The organism is Flavobacterium sp. UBA5153, from assembly GCA_002413745.1.
Classification (GTDB): domain Bacteria; phylum Bacteroidota; class Bacteroidia; order Flavobacteriales; family Flavobacteriaceae; genus Flavobacterium.
Genome location: DHXP01000039.1, coordinates 23038 through 46157, shown reverse-complemented (window position 1 = coordinate 46157; position 23120 = coordinate 23038). Strand labels below are relative to the sequence as shown.

Genomic DNA, 23120 nt, shown 5'->3' with positions numbered 1-23120 from the left:
ATTTTAAAATGTTAATGACTATTGATTTGCTTTGTCCCGCCTTTCCATTGCGATATGCTTAATGGCGAGTTCTACGTTGCCGTCCAATTCGGAAGCTAATTGCATCACTTCCAGTTTTTCGGTTTCTTCGGTGGTGTATGCGAGATATTCCTCCAAACTAACTTCGGTGGCATAAACTGCCGAATGTGTACCACCTAAACCTATCCAAACCTCTTTATATAGTCGGCTTGGATCGTTGTTCATATTGATAGAAAGTACCTGCCCTTTTTCCTTATCCGTAAGCCCCAGCATTGCCTGTATATCATCAAACTTGTTCATATATTTGCGTTGATCCAAAAGGATCTTGCAATCACTATTGTTGATGATACTTTCTTTGACGATGGGTGACTGGATAATATCATCGACCTCTTGCGTTACGACAATAGCTTCACCAAAAAATTTTCTGACGGTTTTAAACAAATATTTTATGTATTCTGCCATACCTTCTTTGGCAATGGCTTTCCACGCTTCCTCAATTAGTATGAGTTTACGGATACCTTTGAGCCTGCGCATTTTGTTGATGAAGACCTCCATAATGATGATGGTCACGATGGGAAAAAGGATTTTGTGGTCTTTAATCGCATCAATTTCAAACACGATAAAGCGTTTGGAAAGCAGGTCTAACTGCTTATCGGAGTTCAACAGATAATCATACTCGCCACCTTTGTAATAGGGTTCCAATACATTAAGGAAATTGGCGATGTCAAAGTCTTTTTCACGAACTTGTTTTTCTTCCAATACCTTGCGGTAATCTCCTTTTACATATTCATAAAAACCATTGAAGGAAGGAAATTCGCTGTGCTGTTTAATACGGTCGATGTAACCGCTTACGGCATTGGACAACGCTACTTCTTCTGAACGGGTTGGCGGTTCATCATCACGTTTCCAGAGTGTCAGTATCAAAGTCTTGACACTTTCACGCTTCTCAATGTCGAACACGCCATCATCGGTATAGAAAGGGTTAAAGGCAATCGGGTTGTCTTCTGTATAAGTGAAGTAAACGCCGTCTTCGCCTTTGGTTTTTCCTTTGATGAGTTCGCATAAGCCCTGATAACTATTACCTGTATCCACCAACAGCACGTGTGCACCCTGCTCGTAATATTGCCTAACCATATGGTTTGTAAAGAAAGATTTTCCCGAACCTGACGGGCCAAGTATAAACTTGTTGCGGTTCGTGATAATACCACGTTTCATCGGCAAATCCGATATATCCAGATGGATAGGCTTTCCGGTCAGGCGGTCAGCCATTTTGATACCGAACGGAGAGGGCGAATTGTGGTAATTCGTTTCTTCTGTGAAGAAACACAACGCAGGCTCTATAAATGTGTAAAAACTTTCCTCACTCGGAAAATCGCCTGCATTGCCTGGCATTCCTGCCCAATATAAAGTGGCTACATCCGTAGTGTTGTGTCTGGGCTTACACTCCATTAGTGCCAACGCACTACCGCAATCGTTCTTCAATTGTTTAAGTTCTGTCGGATCTTCCGACCACGCCATAATGTTGAAGTGTGCCCTTATGGAAGAAAGACCGAACGAATGTGCTTCGTTCAGGTATTTTTCTATCCACTCTTTGTTGATTTGGTTTGCCCTGCTATACCTTGCCAAAGAGTGCATATTCCTTGCGGACTTCTCAAACTTTTGGAGATTAGCTTCACTGTTATCCAAGAATAAATATTGGTTGTAAATATGATTACAGCTTAACAGCAATCCAACAGGAGCAGCGAACGATAAACGGCAGTCGCTCCGGTCGGTAGATAGTTTTTCAAAACGGGTATCTGCCGATACCGTTCCTGGCAAATCGTCTGTATCGGACAAGGTGTGCAGGCTCAATCTTTTGTTTCCGATACGAACTTCTTCTGGTCCGAGTGCGATGTCCTGCATCGGTGTTCCGGCTTCCCTCGAAAGCGTAAGGTATTGTTCCAACAATCCCTGCTTTTCTTCCGTTCCGATGATATCGTCTTCGGTAAGGCGTTTGAGCGATATAAAACTGCTATCGTTCACGATACGCTCAAACTGTGCAACGGCTTCCATAAAGCGATGTATCGTTTCCTTGTCCCTGATTTCCTTTGGTATCAGCGTACCTTTGCAAAGCGAACTAAAGTTGCTTTGCATCCGCATTCTTTCCTTAGTGGTCTTGGTCAGGAACAGGTAACAATAATGGTTTAGGAACGGTCGCTCATTAAAATGGCGTTGGTAGGATTTAGCCAAAAAACTTTGGTCTTCCTTTGCCAAATCGGGAGCGTAGTTTTCTTTGATGTACCAATCCTGTTTGTGAATGACTGTAAAATCCGGTAAAGTCTTGATAGCCTTGTGCCAGGCGGAATGAATGGCTTCATATTCCGCAGAAGCTACCGTGAACAGTTCCGGTAAACGAACCTCAAAGCAGGCGGTAATGTCTGCATCTTTGGAAAGGATGCAGTTGTTTTCTACTGCCAACAAAGGAAATTTGTTTTCCAGTGTTGTTGTCTTTGATACGTTTCTCATAGGGCATTCGATTTAGGAGTGAATTTTAAATAGCGGTGTACAGGCTTTCGGCAGATGATGTATCGGGGATGTCTTTTTCCTGCTCCGATTTTCATTAGTCCGTGTTCTCCGTACTTCCTGTTCAGTGAAAAGGTCTGCCACACAATCAGCGAAGCACCGCCTGCCCCGAACAGCAGGCAGACGTAAGAGTTTACGCCTGCCATATACAGTATCATTACCAGGATAAGCGTACCAAGCAGTCCACCAGCGAAAATGAACAGGTATTGTGCTTTCAGCCCCTTAAATTCCACCGTTCTCCCTATGCCTTTGTTGATATTGTAATTCATAAGGCAAAAGATTAAAGGAAGAATGAACGCAGAACAGTCGCCGCAACGATCAAGAAGATACACGCACCAAACCACGAAGCCGCAGTCTTGCTTGTATCGGGGTCGCCCGAACTGAATTTGTTGTACACCTTAACACCTCCGATTAACCCGACCACCGCACCGATGGCGTAAATTAATTGGGTTGCGGGTTCGAAATAGGACGTTACCATTTGGGTAGCCTCGTTGATGCCAGCCGTGCCGTTTCCTTGTGCGAATGCACCAATTCCTGACAGCATAGCCACGGCTGTCAACAAAACTTTTTTTCTTTGTTTTTCCATAATTGAAACACATTAATTTAATCCTTGACCCACACCTTGTAGGCTTTCGGGACAAAGGTGTTATGGAAATTGAGGCAGTCTAAAAAAGTGGCAGTCAAAGGAATTGTTTGGCTGTAAGTGGCTTACTAAGTGTAAAATTTAGTATATTGGCTGTTTTATAATTTTTGATTTAAATTGAGTAAAAACATAAAACTTCTTAAGAACTTATACATAACTAAAACATGGGAGGTAATGCAGGAATAAGGGGTTATCTAATACAAACTATTATCTGTGTATTAGACGCATTAGAATCGGATAATGAATGGTCTAAAGTTACTTTAGAACCATTAGATGAATCTGAAAAAGTTGATATCAAATGGGTTTATCCAGATAAGGTAAAAGTTTGTCAAGTAAAATCTTCTCAAAATATCATTCGGCTAAGCGATGCTAAAAAATGGAGTAATGATTTAACTACCAACTCTCCAAATATAGAAGAGTATGAATTGATTGTTGTAGGGCATCCAGAAGAGAAACTTCTCAAAAGTGATTCGATTGATAATGTAAAAATTTCAAAAGTACAATCTTTAGATACTAATAATCTTATTGACATTGCTTCAACAAAAATTGATGCTTATTATGAAAAACATGGGAGATCAAAGATTTCGTCTAAAGTAAGGGAAATTTTAGTTAAAACCCTTACCATGCACTTTGGTACAAATTCAATTACAGGCAAAGAAGTTACCAGAGAAGATTTTGATAAACAACTTTTAGATTGGATTTCCGCTATTGAAAGACAAATAGAAACTAATCCATTTGCGGTATTAGCAAGTCCTGCTCCTAATGAAAGTAAATCTTTTAATTTTAGAATTGCAAAGAAAATTTTAGATTTGATAGGATGGACTAATTTCAATGAGGACGTTACCTTAAAAGTCTACAATGATAAAACAGAAACGGATGACGAATTTAAAGTCGATCTTTTTGGAGATTTTGAAAGTAAGTTAAAGGCTGATACAGATGATGCCATTTTGGTAACATCTATTCATGATCTTAACTATCCTTCATCATCAAAAAAGGAAATCCAGAATTATTTATATAGCTCAGAAAAAATTTTGGGTGATTTGCAACTACAGAAGAAGGTACCAATTAAAAGAAATTCATCAACAGAATATCATAATGTACTTTTCTGGCTCACAACAGAAAATTCGGAGGTAAATCAAGATTTTATTCACCATGCAAAAGATAACTATAAGAAGGAATGGCTCAATGAAGAAATGTGCTATTATCTTGTAGATAATAATAAAGCTATATTCTTGATAAGTTCAATTGTAACTGCTAAAAATTATCGAGAAGATCTTACAGTAAAGTTTTTATATCCAATAACCGAAGCGAATCAAAGTCCAGGTCAAATAGGTAAAAGAGGTACAAGGTTACCTGCACAATTTATTAACAGTTCAATAATTCCAATAATTAAGGAAAGTAGCAACAAGATTAGTATTCTTCTTTTCTGTTCTGATTCTTTTTCGGAAGATTCATTGAAGAAACTCATTTGGTTAACAATTAGGCTGACAAGTGGTTTAGGTAATGAGTATATACTATATTTTCCTGATTATAATGAGCTTGAAAACAAGAATATAGTAGCTGAAGCTATACGCTCATTCGATGATGAAATTCTGGAAGAAAAAATCCAGGTAAAAAAATATGATCGTATAGATGCTGAGGCATTGGACGGGGTGTTGTCTACTTCCAATTCTCTAGTAAAAAATGAAACATTTGACGAGTTAAAGACTCAAACTCAACTAAAATCAAAGCACTTAAACGAAGCCTTTATAAACATACTTCCATACGGAGATATTATCAAACCTTTTCTAAAAACTGATGCCATCACAGCCAATGATATGAAAATTTTCCTTGCAAAAAAGGGGGTTTTTGTAAAAAGTGCTGACAGAGGCAAACTAATAGGTTTAATGTCAGTCCTTTTGTTTAGTCCTAAAGAATTGGAAGATTTTAAGACGCTAATAGATGTAAAAGATAGGCCTGTCAATACAACGAACGAGATATTTCAAATAAAGCAAAATGAAAGTTTAGAAAGTGTGTTCAAACGAATACGCCCAAATTTTGATAATGTAACAGAAAATCTAAACACGAAATTATTAGATACACCGATTTTTAAACCAAATCCATCTAATCCGAATGAATATATACTTGACGTGCGTACAGAGAGAAAAGATCCAACTAGTCAGGTATCAGTTAATACTTTGTGGGGAAGAATTGAGATTATTTGCACAAAAGAAAATGATACTTTGGTAGTAAATCGAGTAAATACTGTATCTCGTGAAGACAAGGTTATAGCTAAAAGGGTAATGAAGAGTGTAGAAAGCGAATTTAAGCAAGCTGATTTTATTAAAGATGATACTATTAAAATTATGTTCAAGAGTTTTGAACAGAATATTGACCGTGTCAATTTTTTACTAAGTTTTACGAATGTAACATCCACAATATTTAAAGAACCAGAAATTAAATCAATCAAATTTAAGTTTGACGATGTTGAAGACATACCTGAAGCATTTAAAGATAAAAAAGATAAAGATTTGATTACTTATTTCTCAGGCAGAAATTTGTCAGGAATTAATGAAATTTCGGAAGATGATTTTAAGAAAGTTCTTTTATTAGAGGAAATTTATATTACATATAAATATGACCACTACAATTTAAAAAATGGGTTTTACAGTGTAAAATATAACTTCTCAGATGCTCTTAAAAATAAACCAGAAAAAGACGGAGTCTTCAAATCTGAACCAAATTTGTATATGTCGCCTCAAGTAAAAAAACTGGCAAACATAGACCTTTTTAAAAGAGAACTCTCAAAAGAGATTGAAAGAATAAAATTAGAGAAACTTAAACAATTCAACATTATAGAGTAATGATAGATTTTACAGGAGTTAAATTACAAAATATAACTACTCACTTTGTTGGAAACAAATTGAGGGATGAAAGAATAAAAGTTTCATCAGGAGAAGTTAACATCGTTGAAGGAGACACAGAAAAATATTTACTAAAGTATTTTCTTTCTTCCTTTCAGGATAATGAGAAATTTAATTTCACTAATCCTACGGAATTGTCATTAAATGCAGTATATACTTTAATCGATAGAATATTTTCGAATACTGATTCTTTTTATGAGAATACTGTTGAACTCTCAAAGCATCTATACGAAAGCTCTACCCATCCAAAAATTAATGGAGGAGAATTTACAATTTGTTTATTTGAAAATATATTTTTGGATGGTATTGAAACCACTGCAATAGGGTTATTTAAAACTGAAGTAAAAGATGTTTTTCTAAAATTTGATTCAACAAAAGATAATTACACAATCAAATATGAGAATGGAGTAAATATTGGAAAATTAGATAAAGGTTGTATTATATTTGATATTGAAGCTGAAAGAGGTTATACAGTCTGTATTGTTGATTCTAATAAATCAAATGATACCCAATATTGGAAAGATGATTTTTTGAGTATTCGTCCAAGTGCAGATAATTACCATTTTACAAAAAATTTTCTTTCCATTACAAAAGACTTTGTTACAAAACAACTTTCGGAAGAATTTGAAGTAAGTAAAGCAGATAAAATAGATCTACTAAACCGTTCAGTTGAGTACTTTAAATCACATGACAGATTTGAGAAAGAAAGCTTCGAAGAAGAAGTTTTTAATAATCCTGAAATGATTAAATCATTCAGGAGTTTTGATGAACAATATAGAGAGAATAAAAATGTTGATGTTTCAGACAATTTTCAAATATCTTCTCAAGCTGTAAAAAAACAATCTCGTGTTTTCAAAAGTGTTCTAAAACTCGACAGGAATTTTGACATCTATATTCATGGGAATAAGGATCTCATCGAAAAAGGCATGGAAAAAGATGGAAGGAAGTATTATAAAATCTATTATGAAGAAGAAAAGTAATTAAAACTTATGATTAAATCAATTGAGGAAGGACGCAAAGAAGATGGTAATAGATCCATTGCGGATAAAATAATCAAAAGACTCCATGATTTAGAAAAAACAGTACAAAATAATCATGGACGTTGGGCATGGGAGCTATTGCAAAATGCAAAAGATAGCGTGGCAGAAACAGACAGAAAAGTTTCAGTTCAGATAATTTATAGTCATGATAAAATTGAATTTTCACATAATGGGAATCATTTTACTGAAAAAGATATTAGAGGTCTAATAAACCAAATATCCTCTAAAGAAGTTGATGAAGGTGAAGTTATCACTCGAACTGGTAGATTTGGGACTGGATTCCTTACTACACACCTTCTTTCAAAAGAAGTACATATCAAAGGAATTGTTGAGACCACTGGAGGTAAACTTTTCCAGTTTAGCTTCCCACTAGACAGGAATGGAAAAACTACCCCTGTCTTGATACCTAAAATTGAGAATGCTTGGAAAGGTTTTCATGCTTCCACTGAAAATAGTGAAATTGAAGAGTACGATGAAGATGAATTCAACACCTCATTTACTTACACTTTAGACTCAGACGATCAAAAAGAAATCGCACAAATTGGAGTGGATGAGTTTATAACATTGATCCCTTACGTTTTATCATTTATCCCGGAAATACATTCTGTAGAAATAATTGATCATGTAAGAGATGAATCAATTGTATTCCAAAATGATCTAAAGATTGTGGATGGGTTCAAAAAAATCAATAAAATTAAAAATGGTAAAGCAACAATAGTAAGATTATTATATGCAACAAATGGAATAGTATCAATCGCCGCACGAGTAAGAAAAAAAGAAGATGTTTTTGAAGTTTTAAGTTTAAATGATATACCGAAATTGTTTTGCGATTTTCCTTTAATTGGGACTGAAAATTTTCATTTTCCAATAGTAGTTAATAGCTTTTTTTTTAATCCCCAAACTGAAAGGGATGGTATTTGGCTAATGGGTGACAATGATTCTGAAGTTATAGAAAATAAGGATTTACTACAGCAAGCTCTTATATTATACAATGAGATGATTTGTGACCTAGAAAATAAATTGTTTAAAAATGTTTATAATATTGCTAAAACAAAGATACCATCAACTGATGAAAAATACTTTGATACAGAATGGTATGCTAAATATATTCAAATACCTTTAAGAAAATTTTTACTTACAAAAACGATTGTTGAATTAGAAAACGGAAGCCATGGTAAGCTGAATGAACTTTGGTTTCCTTTAAAATCATATACAAAAGACACAAAGGAAAAGCTTTGGCAATATACATCAGATCTTTTCCCTCAAGCAGTATGTAAAAAAGATAATCTGCATGACTGGACTGAAATAATTTGGGACGATATAAATAAAATCACCTTTGCTGAATTGATTAAGGATATTGCAAACTGTAAATCAATAGACAAATTATCAGAATATTTTGGAGAGGATGAAGAACTTACTTTTAAATGGCTTAATAAAGTAGAAAGTTTTATTATAGAGGATGAAGTAAATCTACCTTTATTAGAAAAGAACGCTATTATTCCAAATGAAAATGGCACCTTTTTGATTAAAAGCGAACTCTTTATTGACAAGATAAATGATCCTTATTTAATAGAAATATTACAACATCTTGGGGAAGATTGGAATAATATTTTGATTCATCATAAGGTAAGTTTTGGGCGATATGGTGTAAAAAAGAAAAGTGAAATTGCAACTAAGATAAATGAAAAACTTAAGAATATCAGCCCTAAAAATCAAGATTTTATAAAAGCTATTAGCCTTTTGTCAGAATGGTTTGATAATAACCCAGACGAGGGTAAAGAACTATTTTCGGAAACATATAGAAAAAGAGCTGAGTTATTTATGAATACTATTGAAGATAAGGATAGTCTTTATAAAGTAATGAGAAGCAAAACAGACTTAGCACATCTTTCGAAAGTAGCTGAGGCAATTCAAGAAAATCCACGTTTATTTGAAAACATAGAACAAGCAAAAGAGATTTATTCCCTGTTAAAACAATATAATGTAAATGATTTACAACAACTACAAGAGCTATTAGACAATAATGGCGCTACTCAACCTACGCGGGATTCATTATTACCTGTAACTGAGGAAATATTAGCAAATATGGGAATCTCTTCCTTAGAAGAATGGCAAGATGCCATAAAAGATAAAGATTTGTCCTCATTATTTTCTCACAAATCTACGCCCACAACTGATATGTTTGTATACGTACAAAGTTTAATTCAGAAAGCCAAAGAAAGTATTGTTGAATATTTACAAAATTTAAATGACTATGATCTTAGTGATCTAGATGACACAACAGCGCCTACTATTCTTGCTGGGATTATGAAAGATGGAAAGCCAATCAGCATAGTTGCTAGACCAGCTTATAATGGAGAGGTAATAATTTATTATGGATCTGAGCGTGATATTTTAGATTTTGAACCATCTGAATTATGGATAGATGATGGTGTTAAGCCGAGAATGATTTCATTAGGACATCTATTAAAGAAAGCTCAAATAGTCAAATTCCCTGTTTAGTTATGAATATAAATACAGATTTATCTAATTTAATAGGTAGCCCAGAAAATGAGAGGCTTGAATACAAAGCTGTTCTACCACCAGCCAGAAGTCTTGCACAAATGATAGCAGCTTTCGCCAACTCAAATGGGGGGTTAATCATTTTAGGAGTTAATGACGCAAACGGAGAGATAAAGATAACAGGATTAAGTGAGGATTTTCATGCTAACGGCGTAACACATAAAGCTATTGATTTATTATCCTCTAAGCCTAACATTAAATATGAATATCTCTCTCATAAGGGTAAAAGGCTTTATGTTATTGAAGTCGAAAAATCTTTAGCTGTTGTTGCTATTGAAAATAAAATTTACACTAGGAATGGTACTAAGATTATCCTTAGTAATCCCGAAATAAAACAAGATACCAACAATCGCCTTCCATTAATTTCAGAATTATATAGTGATTTACTAGCTTTTCGCTCATCTAGTACAGGTGCAAAATTAAAGTTTTTGGATCACTATTCAGGTGTTTTAAACATAATTGATGATCTTAAAAATATATTATATCCCGATTCAGTTTCTACAGCTACAACTAATCAAGAAGGCAAAATTCTAATAAGAATTTTGTTTTCATCTTGTGCAGACAACTTTGAGACCTACCTTACAGATCTCTTATATGAAATATATCTAGCAAATCCAGCAACATTAAAATCCAGTCAGCAGATTACAATAAAGGAAGTACTAGACTGCTCAGATATGCAGGAGTTTGTTTTGTATTGGGCAAAAAAGAAACTTAGCAAACTACAGAGAGGAAGTGTAAAGGGATTTATTGCAGATAATTCACAAATAAAAGATTTAAATGTACTAGATGTGGCAGGGCAAGACAATATTGAAAAGATACTCCAAATTAGGCATCTTTATGCTCATCGAAATGGTATAGTGGATGAAAAGTTTTTACATTTTTATCCAGAACAGTATAATCTTAATGAAGAACATCAATTATCAGTTGAAGAAATGTTGAATCATTTATCTTACTTAATAGACATTGTTGACAAAATAGATAAGGCAGCAATCTTAAAATATCAATTAGCTACCTTATAATTACCTCACACAAACTCCCCAATGTCAAAATCACCTAAATCATTTTTCCGCAATTTGGAAGAACCAGCTTCCATTTCAGACAATAGAGTGCTATCCAAAAGCTCGGCAATTTTTCGGGAAGCACCCTCGATGGAATTTTCCAGCAGGCTGAATAATTCAGTACCCTGTAATCTTTGAACTATAGCAATCGCCGTTTCTTTTTGGGCTTGCTCCAAATTTTCTTTTTGGAGTAACGCACCTACGGAGCTTAGTTCGTCATAGGTAACCCCTTGGGCAAGACTGTCATCGCTACTGGATATTCCGTACCTGTTCCATTCTTCTTCCTCTTCCTCCAAATCAGGCATATTTCTGAAAACTTCGTCCAGCTCTTCCTGCGGAATTTGAATACCTACGTTTTCATTTTCGTCGTATTCAATGTCTAAATTATCAGGGTTTATCTCTGGTTCTTCAATTTGGCTTTCATTGGCAGTGTTTGGCACGTAAAGTCTTCTTACAGGCTTAGGCTGACCCATAATATCGGGCAGATTTGGATTAACTTTTTCCTGCATTGGCTTTTCCTTCGACCTTTTTTTAATGACAATCTTGTCCTGTACAAGCAGGACAATTATAATCAGTAGGCATATCACAATTACTGTTTCCATAGCTTTATAAAATGGGTTTGTATTTATCATTAAAACTCTTTGTAATCTGCTCGCCAAATTCCTGAAAATGGTAATCCAGCAAATTGTCTAAATAGGCATAAATGGTTATTTTGTCTTCGCCTATCACTTGAACGATGCGTGACAGTTTCTCGTGAAAATCCGGTCGGATATAAACTGTTTTCCCGTCACGGGCATTGGTGTCCGGTCTTCTGAAAAAGATACTTTCATAATCGGTTTCACTTGCCCTTTTAGCCTTTACTTTTTCTTTAACCACAAGTTTCTCCTTTGGTAATTCATTAGGTTTAACCTCTTCCTTTTGCGGTTCTTCCACAGGTTCAGACGGAAGCTGTAATCCGTCCTTTTTAATGCCGTCCACCATAAGGTTCATCATCTGTTCCTCGTTAATATCAAGTGTGGCTTTTCTTTTATTATCTTTCTCCATAGGGCTATAATTGAATGATTTTTAAAAATTCGTCTATGAACAGGTCTAACTGACAGGCTTTCATCAAACGTTCATCGGGAGGCATCACGGTAGAACGGAAAACGGTTTTGCTATCCACTTCGCTTTCTTTACGAAAACGGGTACTGCTTTTGATTTGGCTTTGCATCAGACTTAACCCTAATTGCTTAATAAGCTGGTTATACACTCCATATAAGGGTGTGCTTTCCCTGCCATCAACCTGGTTCCAGAACAGGTTAATAGTTTCTATGGAAGTTTCCCCTTTTTTCATAATCACGTCGTGCAAAAGCTGTGTAAAAATGAGCGTACTTTCCATTACCACACGGTCTGCCGTGATGGGTGTAAAAATGTGGTGCATTCCTGCCAATGCTTTCAGAATGCCGGGCGTGTTCACGGTTCCAGGCAGGTCAAAGAATACAACATCAACTGGAACGGAAGAAGCGTTTAGAAATTCGTGAGCCGCTTGCAATACGCTATCTGCTTTGTGCTGCATAATTGGGTAGGCTTTTTTGTTGATAGTGGTAAATTGTTTGTACGCCAGTTTTTTCAAAGCCTCATTTTCCATTACCATAGCCAAATCCCTTGCTTTCATTTTCATAAGGCTGTGCTGTGGAAAATCCGCATCAAATACGGCTATGTTGTAGCCCAACCGATAGTGCATCGTACTCGCAACAAGCGTTGTAAAGGTACTTTTGCCGACACCACCTTTTTGAGAAGAAAAGGCGATGAATACTGTTTTGTGTTTTGTGTTCATATTTCTACTTATTTAATTATTTATATACCCAATTACTTATGTCCGCATATACCCAGTTAGCTAGGCATCACTGTATCTATGTTCATAAACCTGTACAGAAGCAAGTATGCAACGAGCTGTCTATATACCCGAATACGCATTTATATCCGTAGGCAGATATGCAGGTTTTTATCAACATACCTGCTTAAAATCTTATGTGCTTAACCACATAAACAGGTACAGATTGAAGTACCTATTTACATCCATATTATTTCACCTTTCTATATTGGTGCTTATGTATTTACGTTGTTACCTGCATAGCTATTTATGCCTTTATATCTGTTTATAAGCACAAAGAAATGTAGATATATAGGTACTTTTATTATTGTGGCACTGTTTGGCGTTTAAAGGCAGTGTTTGGCACTTCTGTATAGTACAATCCTTTCGTAAAGAGGGGTTTACTTTGTATAGTGATTTTTATTAACGGATTTATGCAAAAGTATTTTGACAAAGTGGAGGGTAATGGGAACGGCTTCGAGCCGTTTTTCCCTGTTACATTTAATCCGTCCCGCAGGGCGGATTTTTGTGTTCAACAGAACACGGCAAGTTGTGTTTTGAGGCACTCGAAACCGAGTTAGTGCCTCAAAACAACTTGCCCTGCTGGGAGCTAAAAAACACTCTCCGAAGTCGAGGTTTTGTGTGAATTAAAAATGGATTAGTGATGAACAATAATCAAAAACAGAATAAGGGCGGACGGACACCAAAAACCGACCCGAGCATCCACCGCCACGTTTTCCGTCTTACAGACGAAGAAAATGCCAAACTTCTATCGCTTTTTGAAGCATCGGGAATGCCCAATAAAGCAAAATTTATAATTTCCCTGCTGTTCAGTAAGGAAATGAAATCGGTTAAAATTGATAAAGGAACGGTTGATTTTTATATGCGATTGACTTCTTTTCACAGTCAATTCCGCTCCGTAGGTGTTAATTACAACCAGATTGTAAAGTTGTTGTACAAGCATTTTTCTGAAAAAAAAGCCGCTGCGTTCCTTTACAAATTGGAAAAACAGACGGCTGAAATGGCGATGCTATGTCAAAAAATCATTCAGATAAACGAAGAATTTGAAGCAAAACATTTGAAAAAACAGTCTTAGAAATGATAGCAAAAATCGGAAGAAGCGTAAATTTATATGGTGCATTGGCATACAATCAGCTCAAAGTAGAGAATGAAAACGGACAGATTTTGTTTGCCAATAAGATGATTGAAACCGCTAACGGTCATTATTCCGTTGCACAATTAGCCCAATCTTTTGCTCCTTACCTGATAGCCAACCGCAATACCGAGAAACATACGTTGCATATTTCGCTCAATCCCGACCCGAAAGATAAGGTAAACGATGACAAGTACAGGGAAATGGCGGAAGAATATATGCGGGAAATGGGTTACGGCGAACAGCCTTTTGTGGTATTCAAACACACGGATATTGACCGCAATCATATCCATATTGTATCCGTTTGCGTGGACGAAGAGGGTAAAAAGATTTCGGATAAATTCGAGAAAATGCGGTCTATGAATCTATGCCGTGAACTGGAAAGGAAACACGGATTAATATCCGCAACAGATAAAGAACATAAGCCGAACGACAAAATTTTCCGTCCGGTAGATTATCGGACAGGCGATGTGAAAAGTCAGATAGCTTCAGTAGTCCGACACCTGCCCAACTATTATCAATACCAAACGTTGGGAGAATACAACGCTTTGCTTTCGCTGTTCAATATTACCACCGAAAAAGTGGAGGGCGAATTGCAGGAGCAACTACGGCAGGGTTTACTGTACATTCCTTTAAATAAAAAAGGAGAAAGAGCAGGACATCCGTTCAAGGCTTCTCTGTTCGGAAAAAGTGCAGGACTTCCGACTTTGGAATTGCATTTTACGAAATGCAAAGCCGCTTTGAAAGACCACCCTACAAAGCCAACTATTAAAGCGGCCATTACCATTGCCCTGAAATCAACAAGTGATGAGCAGGCTTTTAAAAAACAGTTAGGCGAACAGGGCATCAATGTAGTGGTACGTAGAAATGACACAGAACGTATTTACGGAATAACTTTTATAGACCACAATTCTAAGACCGTTTGGAACGGTTCACGCTTGGGCAAAGAACTTTCTGCCAATACTTTTAATGATTATTGGAACAATAATATCAAACCCGACATTAAAGAGCCTGTTGAACTACAATCGAAAATATCAAGACCAAATGATGCAGATCTTCCTGCGGAAGAACCTCACCATTTGTTCGACTTCCTAAATACTACTGAAAAACACGAAGACGGTTTGATTGAAGCATTAGGCGGTTTATTGCCCGAAACACAGAGCGAAGATTACGAGGAACAGGATTTTGCCAATAGAATGAAGAAGAAAAGAAATCGCAAAAGAGGTCAGAAATAGCATTAAGCCAAACACTGCCACGCACCGCCATTGAGTGCCACATTCTTAAAGTTGCTATTTAGAACCTTTAGATTCACGCCCGAACATTAAAAATTAAAATAATGCAGGGAGAAGATGATTTAAGAGGACTTGCCAAGATTATGGCATTTATGCGGGCAGTAAGTATCCTTTTGGTACTGATGCACCTTTATTGGTTCTGCTACGGTTTCTTTATAGAACGTGGCTGGACTTTAGAAGTAATCAACAAAATATTAGGCAACTTTCAGCGTACCGTTGGACTGTTTTCGGATACCTTATATACCAAACTATTTGCTTTGGTATTATTAGCATTAAGCTGTTTGGGTACAAAGGGGGTTAAAGACGAGAAGATAACCTGGACTAAAATTTATATTGCTTTGGCGATTGGCTTTGTTCTGTTTTTTCTGAACACACCTTTATTAAAGCTATCAATAATTACCGCCACAATCCTTTATATCCTTACCACAGGTTTAGGTTATATCGCTTTAATGGTAGCCGGAGTTTGGATGAGCCGATTGCTCCGCACCAACCTAATGGACGATGTTTTCAATAATGAAAACGAGAGTTTCCAACAGGAAACCAAATTGATGGAAAACGAATATTCTGTCAATCTTCCCACAAAATTTTATTACAAAGGCAAATGGAACAATGGCTGGATTAATATAGTCAATCCTTTTCGGGCAACGATTGTTTTGGGAACTCCAGGTTCAGGAAAATCGTATGCGATTATCAATAATTACATCAAACAACAGATTGAGAAAGGTTTCAGTATGTATATCTACGATTTCAAGTTTGACGACCTTTCTACCATTGCTTATAACCATTTATTAAAGCATCGGGATAAGTATAAAGTACAACCCAAATTTTACGTCATTAACTTTGACGACCCACGCAAGAGCCATCGTTGTAATCCGCTTAATCCTGATTTTATGACGGACATTTCCGATGCTTACGAAGCAGCTTATACCATAATGCTGAACCTCAACAGGTCTTGGATACAGAAACAGGGCGATTTTTTCGTAGAAAGCCCAATTATCCTATTAGCAGCCATTATTTGGTATCTGAAAATCTATGAGGATGGTAAATATTGTACATTCCCACACGCCATTGAATTACTGAATAAAAAGTATTCGGACGTATTTACTATTTTAACATCCTATCCCGATTTGGAAAACTATCTGTCGCCTTTTATGGATGCGTGGCAAAGCGGAGCACAAGACCAATTACAGGGACAGATTGCATCGGCAAAAATTCCTTTGTCAAGAATGATTAGCCCGCAGTTGTATTGGGTAATGACGGGCGATGATTTTTCATTAGACATTAACAACCCAGCAGCACCTAAAATTTTGTGCGTTGGTAACAATCCCGACCGCCAGAATATTTACTCCGCAGCATTGGGATTGTACAATTCAAGAATTGTAAAGCTCATTAACAAAAAGGGGCAATTAAAGAGTTCCGTTATTATAGACGAGTTACCCACCATTTACTTCAGAGGATTGGATAATCTTATCGCAACTGCCCGTAGTAATAAGGTAGCAGTTTGTTTGGGTTTTCAGGATTTCTCCCAATTAACAAGGGATTACGGCGACAAGGAAAGCAAAGTTATTCAAAATACGGTAGGTAATATTTTTAGCGGTCAGGTTGTTGGAGAAACAGCAAAAAGCCTTTCGGAACGTTTTGGAAAAGTATTGCAGAAGCGTCAGAGCTTGACCATTAACCGTAACGATAAATCCACTTCCATATCCACACAATTAGATAGCCTTATTCCGGCTTCCAAAATTTCAACGCTAACGCAAGGTATCTTTGTTGGTGCTGTATCGGATAATTTTGACGAGCGTATTGAGCAGAAGATTTTCCATTCTGAAATTGTAGTGGACAATGAAAAGGTTGCATCCGAAACAAAAGACTATCAGAAGTTACCGCAAATTTTATCCTTTGTAGATGCACAAGGAGAAGACAGGATGAAACAAGAAATTGAAGCAAATTATAAGCAGATAAAACGAGACATTGTTCTGATTATAGAAAGTGAATTGGAGCGAATTAAAAACGACCCCGATCTGCAACATTTGGTACAAAAAGAATAACCAAAAGGTATATAAGTAAGCTTGGCATCATCTGCAAGCTCTTTATTTTAAAATAATTACAGTATAAGTCACAATACTCCTCTGGGTAAATGAATACCTTTTGTCCGTACATAATTCTCCGAATTGTTTGAAGTTTCTTTCTGTTTTTCAGTCTGCTCCACAGCTTCTTCTTTAGGCTCCGGCGTGATAGACAACTGTATCTTCCGTTCAACTGCAGCCAATTCTGTTTTAAGTTCGCTCAATCTACTTTCTTTAGACCACGTACAACCCACCAATTCCTGAAGTACAGGCAAGTCTTTTTGAATTTCGGCAATCTTTTTTTCTTCTTGGTCTATATAGCTGGGCAATTTTTCCAATGCCCTTAAAAAATTCATTGAAGCGGTTTCGGGGTCTTTTGCCATTAAACCGTTATTGAACGTGTATTTGATATTGCCCTCGCCCTGTACCAAAAATCGGTTTGCCCTTATATCCACACCCTCTTTTTCGGATATTTCGGTTTTGACCAACAGCGTAAATCCGTACAACGTGCCAATTTCTTCATACTGACCTCCAGTGCGGGCTTTGTCCACAAGCTGGCTGAGCTTTGCACCGATTTGTTTTATATCCGCATTGGGCGATAAGCCGTCCAGTAAAACAGGGTTTGTAATAGTACCGTCCGAACGCTTTTGTATGCGCCCTTGTAAATTTTTCCAATCAAGACTCATTCTGTTGAAACGGGATTTTGCACCATCAAGCAATTCTGTAAAATCTTGAAGCTTGTATTTAGCACTAGATTTAGCACGGTTGAAAGCTTGTTTTTCGCTTTCCAATCCGGCAATCTGTTTTTCTAATTTGGCTTTATCCAACAGGTCAGTATTTCCCGAAAGGATAGCCACATACTCCGAAAAATTCATTCCTGATTTTTCGTCCATACTGCCTTCGTCAATCGTTCGTTTGCCGAGATTGTTGTTTTTTAACTGGTCTATAAAAAGTTGCTTATTGTACAGCAGGTTAAACTTGTAGCTATCCAATGATTTTTCTACGGCATAGATAATTACATCTACTTTGTTGTCTGCAAAATGTTTCGCAATTTCATTACCTTTTCGGACAGCCCTGCCGTCCCTTTGAGCAAGGTCGCTTGGTCGCCACGGTGTGTCTAAATGATGAATGGCAACGGCTCTTTTCTGTGCGTTAACACCTGTGCCTAGCATACTCGTTGAACCAAACAGCACACGAATTTTACCCTCGTTCATACCTTTGATAAGCTCCTTGCGGTGCTTATCATTTTTCGCTTCCTGTATAAACCGGACTTCGTTTGGAGGTATGCCGTGGTCTTCCACGAGCTTGCGTTTGATTTCGGAGTACACATTCCATTGGTTCGGCTTGTATGTTCCCAAATCGGAGAAAACGAACTGCGTTCCTTTTTGTGCATTGTATTGGTTGAAATACTTGGCGATGTTTGCCGCACAATGCGAAGCCTTATTATCGGGGTGGTCTTCGTACATACCGCTTACCATACGCATATCAAGCGACATCTTACGGGCATAGTCCGTAGCGATGAGCATCTTTGCTTTTTCTTCACTTTGTGATAAAGGTTCTCTTCCTAATAAAGTAGCATCACCCGTTTTGGCAAACTGCATTAGGTTTTGGATAAATGCTGACTGGTCAGGTGTAGGCGGTATGTTATACAATACCTCGTTCTTATTGGGGCGGTCAATGCCTATATCCTTTGCCGTTCGGTAATCTGTGATTTCCGAGTAAAATTGTGCAAGCTCCGGCATTTTGATGAAGTATCGGAAACGCTCTTTGGCTACGATATTGTTAGCAACTGAAAACTCATAATCGGTCGTTTTCCTTGCATAGATTGCTGCCCACGCATCAAAAGAATGAATGCCCTGTTTTTCCATTGCTCTTGGTCGCAGGTATTTGAACAACAGGTACAGTTCTGTTAATGAGTTGCTAATAGTAGTTCCCGACAGAAAGGTTGCTCCCATATCCGCATTTGTACGTTCCTGAATGGTACGGATAGCAAAGAGCAGGTTCATTGCCTTTTGGCTTCCGTCCACATTTCCCAATCCCGCAACCCTTGTATGCCTTGTGTTGAACATTAGGTTTTTGAATTGGTGGCTTTCGTCCACAAACAAATGGTCAATGCCCATCATCTTAAAATCCACCACATCATCTTTGCGGTTTTCAATATCGTGTTGTAGGGTTTTGAGTTTGACTTCGAGGTTTTCTTTTCGCTTGATTACTCCGGCAAGCATACCTCTGGTAACTTCCTTGCCTTGCGATTGCAGTGCGTCAAGGTTTCGCCCAACGCTATCTAATTCAATTTCGAGAATTTCTTTTTGTATTTCAGGCGACTGCGGTATCATACCGAATTGGTCGTGTGTCAGAATAACACAATCCCAATCGTTGTTTTTAATATCCCCAAAAATCCGCAGGCGTTTTTGGGGCGTAAAATCTTCTTTGCCCGGAAACAGAATTTTAGCGTGTGGATAGGCGGTACGGTAGGCTTCGGCAATTTCGTGAACATTGCTTTTCAGCCCAATGACCATTGGCTTGTGGGCTAATCCCAAACGTTTCATTTCCTGTGCTGCGGTACACATCACAAGGGTTTTTCCTGCACCTACTTCGTGGTCACAGATAGCCCCATTGTTCAGCTTTATCATCCAAACGGTATCCTTTTGGCTTGAATACAGGTCTTCAATACCCAATGCCTTACGGTCTAATCCCGGAAAATCCTGATGTGTTCCGTCATAGTTCGGTCGGACAAAACAGTTAAACGTGTCGTTATATTGGTCGGTAAGTCTGTTTTTAAACTCATCGCTTTGGGCGTGAAGCCAATCGGTAAAAGCGGTACGGATTTCATCAATTTTGGTATTCGCCATTTGTATCGCTTCCATATCCCGCACCTTGACCTCTTGGTCGCCAATCCTAATTTTTTTGGTAATGTCTGGTGTGGTATTGACGAGAGCGTGTTTGAGCAGGGCAATTCCATCAAACGTTCTGCTCTCTGCTTTGACAGCGTATTTTTCCCATATATGCACATTCTTCTGGTCGCACTTTACAGAAAAATCATCAGCACTTTCGGAATAATGAATGAGTACCTCTGCATCGAACAGGTGCGAAGCAAATCGGGCATAAATGCCTGTGGGGATCCAACGTTCCCCCAAATTAAAATCGAGTTCCTCAAATTCGATACGTCTTGGTCTGGCTTCTTCTAAAACCGTAAGGCTTGCTTTGGCGACGGTATCATCGGGATTGCGTTCGAGATACGCTTTGACCTCTTGGGCTTTCTCTACTACGTTCCCTGCAATCCAGCGTTCGGATATTTCATATTCCTTTTGCAAAGGATTGTAGAAAATACGACCGTGTAAGGCTTCTTTCAAAGCATCGTCCGTCATACTGCTGATTTCGGACATATAGTCCAAATTCACGCTTCCGTATTTGTTGAGTGAAGCTACTAATGCTTCTTCTGGATTGTCTGTTGTTATTGTTAAGGTAGAAAAACTTACAGGACGGCTGAATATATCTGCTTTGTGTACTACGCCACCAACAACACGCTCCAAATAAGGGATTTCCTTACCGGAACTGTCTGTTTTAATCAATTTGGCATTATCGGCACTGTTGAGATTGCCATACCTTTTGACAAAGGTATCGTATAAACGGTTAAGGTTTTCTCTTTCTTCCTTGTATTCGGTCTTGAACTTCGCCTCTTTATAATATAGCTCTTGGTAAAAATCACGTACTCCGATATACGCTTCTGCTCTTGCTTTTTGCAGAAGTGGTAATTGCAAAGGATAGAAAACCGCTGTACCAGCAGATGTATCTACATCTTGCAGATGTCCTACCCAACCATTATCCACGACAAGGCAATCGTTACGATAGAATGGTTGCAGTTCGCCACTATAAAGAGCAGGTTCGGGAATGATGTTGAGAATGACTGGCTTATCAGCTTGGCCAATCCCGTTTATATCCGAAAACAGGTCGCCAATAGCTTCTTGTTTTTCACCGTTGGTTGATGTACTTCCGTTGGCATTTCTATTGATAATCAGAGATGTATAAGGTTGTTGCATCGCACTACTGAACAGATCAGGTTGGCGACCCATTGCACGGCTGATTTTTTTAGTGCTTTGCCTCTTGGCTTGTGTTGTTGTTTTAGGTGGAGCAAGAACCATTACAGGTTCGCCCGCATTTTCAAACAGATCAAAAATGCTTAATTGTTTTAATTCCTGCGGGCTTTCCCGATTGATTGATAAAGATTGTATTTCCGGCTGAATAGTTACAAGCTCGACAATTGGAGGTGTTACTTTTGGAGTAGCGGGAATTTGTATTATAGGCTCATCGTTCCGTTCGCCTTTGTATAAATTCAAATTCAGATGCTTGCCAAAATCTTCGGAAAGCATTTGTTTGAGGTCTTTAGCAATTCCTGCAACGCCGTCTTTATGTGTATAAATTAAGGCAGGCTGACCGTATGGGTCTGTATCTAATTTACGGTAGGTATGTACAATTCTTGTGCTGTCCTGAAACAACGTATTGCTTGGAGTATCGTATTCCGTTCGGTTGCTTTGGCAAAACAGATCTTCCCTTTCGGTCAGACTTTGTTTTGCTGTGTTCTTTTGTAGTATAATCAAATCACTGCCAACCTCCGTGCCTGCATATTCCGTAAAAAGGTTGTTGGGCAATCGGACAACTGAAACCAAATTGTTATCCTGCATCAACGCCCTGCGTATCGGTTCGTTCTTTGGGCTATTGAGAATACCCTGTGAAGTAATGTAAGTCAGTAAACCGCCCTCACGGAGCATATCAGCACCTTTCAGAAAGAAGTAATTATGTATGCTTCGGGAAGCCTGTACTTTTGCCGTGTCTTTGCTTCGGGAATAGAAAAGGTCAAATATCGAAGTGTCGCCAAAAGGAATATTGCTGGCAATTACATCATAGCTGTTTTGTTCCTTTTCGGGTATTTCCTCAAAACCACTTACACGGATATTGCTTTCGGGATAAAGCTGTTTTAAAATTTTGCCTGTGAGAAAATCCTTTTCATAAGCTGTAACACTGGCTTTTTGATTTTCCGAAAAGGATTGTATGAATGAACCAATACCTGCGGAAGGTTCAAGGAATTTATCAATATTCAGACCGCTTTCACGCAAAGTTGCCGAAATCGCATCTATAACCTGTGGCGGTGTATAAAAAGCTGTCAGTACGGAGCTTTTCATACTATCCACATACCTGCGGTATTGCTTATCGTCTGCGGAATTTTCTTTGAGTAGCTGGTGGAGTTCCTGCGTTAGTGGAAAAAGATCGTGTTCTGTTTTTCTCCAATTATTGATGTCTATTTCGTTCGCTATGGGGTTCAGCACGAATTTAAGACCGCCAAATCCGCTGTATTGCATCATTAGCAGTCTTTCGCCTACGGTGGCTTGGCGTTTCTCCTTTTCCAGTTTAAAAACAATTCGCAGGGCATCAATGTTCTGTTGGAGATGTTGCTTTTTACTGAAGCCCATTTTCGGCTATCCATATTGCGATGGTTCCGGTTATTTCGGTATAGAGTAGGTTAAACTCATAACCGTATGCGAAATCATCGGTTAGTTCATAGTTGGAAAAAACGGCCTCACAAACAGGGAACATTTTCAGGGCAAATGGTCGCAATTCCTCATCTGCCATTATGGTATCAAACTCATTGCATACCACCTGAAATACGGTGTCGAATTTGGAGAAATACAGTTTTTTAAACAGGATGTAATTGGCTATTTCGTTGCATTGCTCAATAGTATTTCCTGAACGGAAAGCACCTTCGTAGGTATTGGCAGCCCACAAGGAACGTTGCTCAATAAATTTCTGGTCGTTTGCTTTTTCGGGGAAGCTGGTGTTTAATAATTCTTGTAGTCGTAACCTGAAATACGATAGGTCTTTTTGCTGTGCATCCATACTATAATTTTGTTTAGATTTTTTCTTGAAGACTAAAATTACAGCAGAGATTAACAGGGTTTAAAGAAATGGCAGGGTTTGG

At 37.8% G+C, this 23120-nt stretch carries 15 protein-coding genes; 7 read left to right on the top strand and 8 right to left on the bottom strand.

Going from position 1 to position 23120, the window contains the following annotated elements; all coding sequences use genetic code 11:
* Positions 1-18: 18 nt before the first annotated feature.
* From B2145_RS08115 to B2145_RS08105, 3 genes are read right to left on the bottom strand one after another with little or no spacing between them, the layout of a single operon-like run.
* Positions 19-2523: a TraG family conjugative transposon ATPase gene (locus B2145_RS08115; protein WP_291100761.1), complete on the bottom strand. Its 2505-nt coding sequence runs from the start codon at positions 2521-2523 to the stop codon at positions 19-21.
* On the bottom strand, positions 2520-2849 hold the full coding sequence (locus tag B2145_RS08110) for a DUF4133 domain-containing protein (protein ID WP_291100758.1): 330 nt from the start codon (positions 2847-2849) through the stop codon (positions 2520-2522). The genes B2145_RS08115 and B2145_RS08110 overlap by 4 nt, the downstream gene beginning before the upstream one ends.
* 11 nt (positions 2850-2860) lie before the next feature.
* On the bottom strand, positions 2861-3166 hold the full coding sequence (locus B2145_RS08105) for a DUF4134 domain-containing protein (protein ID WP_180907674.1): 306 nt from the start codon (positions 3164-3166) through the stop codon (positions 2861-2863).
* A gap of 221 nt (positions 3167-3387) precedes the next feature.
* On the opposite strand from B2145_RS08105, the gene B2145_RS08100 reads away from it, so the two are divergent.
* From B2145_RS08100 to B2145_RS08085, 4 genes are read left to right on the top strand one after another with little or no spacing between them, the layout of a single operon-like run.
* Entirely contained in the window at positions 3388-6066 is a 2679-nt protein-coding gene (locus B2145_RS08100) for a hypothetical protein (RefSeq protein WP_291100751.1), read from the top strand.
* Positions 6066-7106, top strand: a complete 1041-nt coding sequence (locus B2145_RS08095) for a nucleoid-associated protein (protein WP_291100748.1) — start codon at positions 6066-6068, stop codon at positions 7104-7106. The genes B2145_RS08100 and B2145_RS08095 overlap by 1 nt, the downstream gene beginning before the upstream one ends.
* Before the next feature lie 9 nt (positions 7107-7115).
* Positions 7116-9668, top strand: coding sequence for a sacsin N-terminal ATP-binding-like domain-containing protein (locus B2145_RS08090; protein ID WP_291100744.1), 2553 nt, complete (start codon positions 7116-7118; stop codon positions 9666-9668).
* A 2-nt stretch (positions 9669-9670) separates the two neighbouring features.
* Entirely contained in the window at positions 9671-10747 is a 1077-nt protein-coding gene (locus B2145_RS08085; protein WP_291100741.1) for a helix-turn-helix domain-containing protein, read from the top strand.
* A 5-nt stretch (positions 10748-10752) separates the two neighbouring features.
* On the opposite strand, the gene B2145_RS08080 is transcribed toward B2145_RS08085, so the two are convergent.
* Genes B2145_RS08080 through B2145_RS08070 form a run of 3 tightly spaced genes read right to left on the bottom strand, consistent with a single transcriptional unit; the run spans position 10753 to position 12602 of the window.
* A complete protein-coding gene (locus B2145_RS08080; RefSeq protein WP_291101019.1) occupies positions 10753-11388 on the bottom strand; it encodes a conjugal transfer protein TraD in 636 nt (211 codons plus the stop codon).
* A gap of 4 nt (positions 11389-11392) precedes the next feature.
* Positions 11393-11830, bottom strand: a complete 438-nt coding sequence (locus B2145_RS08075; protein WP_291100738.1) for a DUF3408 domain-containing protein — start codon at positions 11828-11830, stop codon at positions 11393-11395.
* A gap of 4 nt (positions 11831-11834) precedes the next feature.
* Entirely contained in the window at positions 11835-12602 is a 768-nt protein-coding gene (locus tag B2145_RS08070; RefSeq protein ID WP_291100735.1) for a ParA family protein, read from the bottom strand.
* Positions 12603-13302: 700 nt separating this feature from the next.
* Between B2145_RS08070 and mobA the strand changes: the two genes are divergently transcribed.
* The 3 genes from mobA (at position 13303) to mobC (ending at position 17128) form a co-directional block, all read left to right on the top strand.
* The gene (gene mobA, locus B2145_RS08065; protein WP_132002274.1) at positions 13303-13734 is read left to right on the top strand and encodes a conjugal transfer protein MobA; all 432 of its coding nucleotides are present in this window, start codon (positions 13303-13305) and stop codon (positions 13732-13734) included.
* 2 nt (positions 13735-13736) lie between these two features.
* A complete protein-coding gene (gene mobB / locus B2145_RS08060) occupies positions 13737-15026 on the top strand; it encodes a conjugal transfer protein MobB (RefSeq protein WP_291100727.1) in 1290 nt (429 codons plus the stop codon).
* 101 nt (positions 15027-15127) lie between these two features.
* A complete protein-coding gene (gene mobC / locus B2145_RS08055) occupies positions 15128-17128 on the top strand; it encodes a conjugal transfer protein MobC (protein ID WP_291100725.1) in 2001 nt (666 codons plus the stop codon).
* 68 nt (positions 17129-17196) lie between these two features.
* Here the strand turns inward: mobC and B2145_RS08050 are convergent, their stop codons facing one another.
* Both B2145_RS08050 and B2145_RS08045 read right to left on the bottom strand, forming a co-directional pair.
* Positions 17197-22614 carry an N-6 DNA methylase gene (locus B2145_RS08050; protein WP_291100722.1) on the bottom strand — a complete coding sequence of 1806 codons (5418 nt, stop codon included), beginning with the start codon at positions 22612-22614 and terminating at the stop codon, positions 17197-17199.
* Positions 22601-23038, bottom strand: coding sequence for a DUF1896 domain-containing protein (locus B2145_RS08045; protein ID WP_291100719.1), 438 nt, complete (start codon positions 23036-23038; stop codon positions 22601-22603). The genes B2145_RS08050 and B2145_RS08045 overlap by 14 nt, the downstream gene beginning before the upstream one ends.
* Positions 23039-23120: the final 82 nt, after the last annotated feature.